Origin of the sequence: Paraglaciecola sp. (assembly GCF_030730205.1) — a bacterium.
Classification (GTDB): domain Bacteria; phylum Pseudomonadota; class Gammaproteobacteria; order Enterobacterales; family Alteromonadaceae; genus Paraglaciecola.
Genome location: NZ_JANQVQ010000112.1, coordinates 1 through 3,977, shown reverse-complemented (window position 1 = coordinate 3,977; position 3,977 = coordinate 1). Strand labels below are relative to the sequence as shown.

At 37.2% G+C, this 3,977-nt stretch carries 4 protein-coding genes; all 4 read right to left on the bottom strand.

The window, feature by feature from the left end; all coding sequences use genetic code 11:
* Window positions 1–211: 211 nt before the first annotated feature.
* Window positions 212–1,195 (bottom strand): hypothetical protein, encoded by a 984-nt coding sequence (locus NWQ57_RS08370; protein ID WP_306021691.1) that lies wholly within the window; start codon window positions 1,193–1,195, stop codon window positions 212–214.
* 66 nt (window positions 1,196–1,261) lie between these two features.
* The gene (locus NWQ57_RS08365) at window positions 1,262–2,041 is read right to left on the bottom strand and encodes a sulfotransferase family 2 domain-containing protein (protein WP_306021690.1); all 780 of its coding nucleotides are present in this window, start codon (window positions 2,039–2,041) and stop codon (window positions 1,262–1,264) included.
* A 34-nt stretch (window positions 2,042–2,075) separates the two neighbouring features.
* Entirely contained in the window at window positions 2,076–2,951 is an 876-nt protein-coding gene (locus NWQ57_RS08360; protein WP_306021689.1) for a glycosyltransferase family 2 protein, read from the bottom strand.
* Between the two features lies 1 nt (window position 2,952).
* A partial coding sequence (locus NWQ57_RS08355) for a glycosyltransferase family 4 protein (protein ID WP_306021688.1) occupies window positions 2,953–3,977 on the bottom strand: 1,025 nt, incomplete at its 5' end.

The window sequence follows — 3,977 nt, the reverse complement described above, 5'->3', positions numbered from 1 at the left end:
TAAAGTCGACAACGTTTACACCTGTGCGGGTAATTGATATCCATAAACCACCTTTAGCAGCCTGCTTCTTTAATGACACTCAGTAATTCTCTCTTGTTAATTTAAGATGCTTTTAAAAGCATTAAGTTTGCCATATTAGGGCAAATCAACCCATTGCTTGCATGGGGTGTTGAGCACTTTTTTTATGGACCAAAATAGTTAGTTTTCTTGCTTAAGGTAAAAGCTTATTCCATGCTTGAGCGATTGTTTTTCTGCCGTACCAAGCCAAGGCTTCGCTCATTACCGCTTTTTTAGGAACCGGCGAAAGTTTAAGCAGCTCGGCCTCTAAGTTATCTTGTGCCACTATATGAACAAAATCATGTTTCGCTTTTTTATCTCTGGCATAAAAAGAGTCAAAACACACAATGTTGATACCAAAATTAATAGCTTGATAAAAGGTGCCTGAAGATATCATTGCACCATCACTATGGGGCATAAATACGTAACGCGTTCTAGCCAGAAGATCATTTAAATACGCTTCACTCACATATTCATTTTGCCACTCTACATGTAAATTTCTGTCTGCAACAATTGCCTTTATTTTTGCTTCATAGGCCTTATCTTGACAATACCCGACTATTTTTAAAAAGGTATGCTCAGGCCACAAAGTTACTAATTCATCCAAACGTTTGTAAGGTTTTATCGTGCCAAAAAATAGATAATCGAATTCAATATTCTCAGCCTCTGTGGAATTAATTTCATGCAATATATCATCGTCTTCGCGGTATAGAGGATGAGGAATAACCGTTGAACTGAATGTTTCTGTTTTTTCGAGAGTAACGATTTCGGATGCAATTAAGTTTAGTGCGGCACAGACCAACTTGTGGCTGAAAGGTCTGTTACCCCTATTATGCGGCTTAAAATTATGCCTAACCCAAATGATATGGCTAGCAAACAGCTTCATTGATATTAATTGAAAAAACACAACAAAATGCTCAATAAACGCTCTGAGCTTACCGAATCTTTTTTGATACAATCGGTCTTCATACCAATTAAGCACTGCTACGTTATCCGCCCTAGCAAATAGGCTTTTGAAATTAAATAGTGTTTTAAAATCTAGCACCTCAAACCCACTTTCTGAGATACTTTTTTTAGAAATATCAACATATTGGTTTGCATTGTTAAACGGAAAGTAGAAAACCTTTTTATTTAGCATCCATTACTCTATCTAAGTTATCTTGTAGTCAGTTATGCAGTATTCTAGACACAGCCAAATAAATCGTTATCCAAATATCTTTTTTGTTTCATCATAAATCGCAATATCTACAGCACATAGTTGTCTAATTTTTTGGGTTAAATCACTATTATTTTTAATATCCGTAAACATTGTATTATTTGGACTAGCGTTTTTGTTTTTGAAAGGAATCTTTTTATTAAACATAAGCGATAGTTTGTTATTCCAGCTTTCTAAGTCATCGACAAATCCAATACTTTTAAACTTAGTCAAATTAGCTATCACTAAGTCAACAACACTTTGCTGATCAGTAACTAAAAGTTGTTGGTTGCTCATTCCTGAGAAATATCTAGCAAGTGTCATACCTTGAGAAGCGGCTACTTGTGTTTCCAAATAATCATCTATAGCCAGTTCGACCTTGAGCCAATCAGATTTTTTGAATCGATTGTACACATACTCCGAAATAAATCTGTCAACGGGATCACGTAAAACTGTTAAAAAATTCCACTGCTCGTAAAAAGCGTCCACAACTAAAGGCGCGGCATAACAATGTCCGGTCACAAATCGTTTAAATGGATTATTGAGATAATTGACCATAATGACTTCCCGCGATTTCATCATGTCAATATCTAAGAGTTCTTCACACTTTCTACTATTTTTTAAATCAATGATTTCAGTCAATGGGGTGGTTTTAAAAAACGAAGGATAGAGTGCAGAGTAAATTGAGCTATAAACTGATACTCCAGCACATTTTGGCACATGAACGAATACAACCCTAGGATACCGCCCAAGAACAGCCAAAGTATTTTTTTTCAATTTTTCTTTCATAAGATCCACCCATTTTTAGATTTAAAGTTTAAAATCACTTTGTCAGTTTACGTTTAATTTGATGTATTAAAGATATCAAAGTGGCCTTTAAGCCTACTAATCGTATGGATTTGTTGATCCAAGATAATTTATTTTTTTTGAGAGGTAAAAAGCTTAATACTTGCTCTGCAACTCTTTTCTTATAATACTTTTCACCGAGCCAATCTCTATGTTTCTTGGCCGAGAGTAACCGTGGTTCAATATCATCAACAACCATTTTTTTTGCTTTTGCGGTAATCCCACCTGGGGTGGCTAATCGATATAAAAAAAGAGCTTTAGGAATGTTAACAAACTTAATATCGGCTTGAATTAACCTAACAAATAGATCCCAATCTTGACCATTTTTTAAATCTATATCGAAAGGATGTTCACTCAACAGCTGACGCTTAGCGCTAAAGCCACTCATACCAGAAAAGCGGTTGCCGTGACGTAGTTCCTCAGCTGTTACTAAATAAAGCGGGTTTATATTTACTTTAGCTTCGCATCCTAATATTCGATGCCCACAGATGATTGCACCGACATTATTGTCAGTTGAATAAGCATTTAAATGCTCCTCTAAAAAGTTTTCATGCCATATATCGTCATCATCTAAAAATGCTACAAGATCGCCTTTGGAAAGTTCAACTCCTTTATTTCTAGCAGCATTTGCACCTGAGCGACATTGTAAGCGGTGATACACAAATTCTCTATCTCTAAATTGCTCCAACACTGGCTTATAATCGGCAACAGAACAATCATCTACAACAATAACGTCGCATGGCTGTAATGCTTGTTTAAAAACGCTCTCCAAAGATGATTTAAGAAAGTCTGGACGTTCACATGTAATGATTACAACCGAAAATTTTAGCTTATTACAAATCGAATGTTCCATTTTAATGTTTTCCTAAACATGAGGATTTGTTATCAGTCAATTCGATGATAAAACGAATTGTTTGATGAGCTATTTTATCCCAGTCATATTTTAATAAAATTTCTGCTTTGGGTGCCTTAGGTATATCCAAAGCTAACTTAAGTGCCAAGTCGGCTTGGTCGCCCACCCTAAAGTAATGCTCAGTGCTTAATTCAATATCTAAATTTGGGGTAATATTGCTGAGTAAAACGGGCGTGTCAGCACTTATTGCCTCTAAGGCAACAATTGGCAAACCTTCGTGGTATGAAGGCAGTACAAACAACTTAGCGAATTTATACAAGGCTTTTAGTTGGGCGCCTTCACGGCGGCCTGCAAAAATGACTCGCTCAGAAGCTTGTTGAAGCAGTTTGCTGGAATACTCGTCTTGATGATCAGTACTACCTACAATCACTAATTTTTGCGGAATGTTTGCCAATAAATACGCTTGTACTAAATCATGAAAGCCTTTTTCAGGTACTAGACGACCAACCGTAACAATGTAGTTGTGGGCTTCGATTGCCAATCCGGTGGCTTGTAAATCGTTAATCGCGACATTGTCATCGAACTTGGCAATGGCGCCATTTGGAACAAATTCAATTTTGTGCGCCTGTTTGGGGTGTTGCTGTTGCAACCTCTCAGTCAGCGATTTGCCAACCACCAATATTTTATTAGCAAACATCAATGCCATGGCTTCACCGGTTTTTAATAAGCCTTTAGCCAAGGCATTCCACTTTTGCCTGTCGTAATCTGCACCGTGATGGGTCACTACAACCTTCATGCCCAATAGCCTTGCTAAGGGTGTAAACAATGCAGGGCCCACGGCATGAAGATGAATAATATCAGGATGCACAAACAACCTAGCGTAAATAATTGCTACAAAGGTATGTAAAAAGGTTTCAAGGAATTTATGGCGCATGGCCCATACAGGAATAACGCTTACCCCTTGATATTCGTATGGCTGGCTTTTAACGTAAGGAGAACGCGCAAGTACGGTTACCTTTGCCCCTT

Excerpts from the sequence above, each read along its gene's own strand:
- NWQ57_RS08370 (WP_306021691.1), bottom strand. The coding sequence starts at position 1,195 with ATGCTAAATAAAAAGGTTTTCTACTTTCCGTTTAACAATGCAAACCAA.
- NWQ57_RS08365 (WP_306021690.1), bottom strand. The coding sequence starts at position 2,041 with ATGAAAGAAAAATTGAAAAAAAATACTTTGGCTGTTCTTGGGCGGTAT.
- NWQ57_RS08360 (WP_306021689.1), bottom strand. The coding sequence starts at position 2,951 with ATGGAACATTCGATTTGTAATAAGCTAAAATTTTCGGTTGTAATCATT.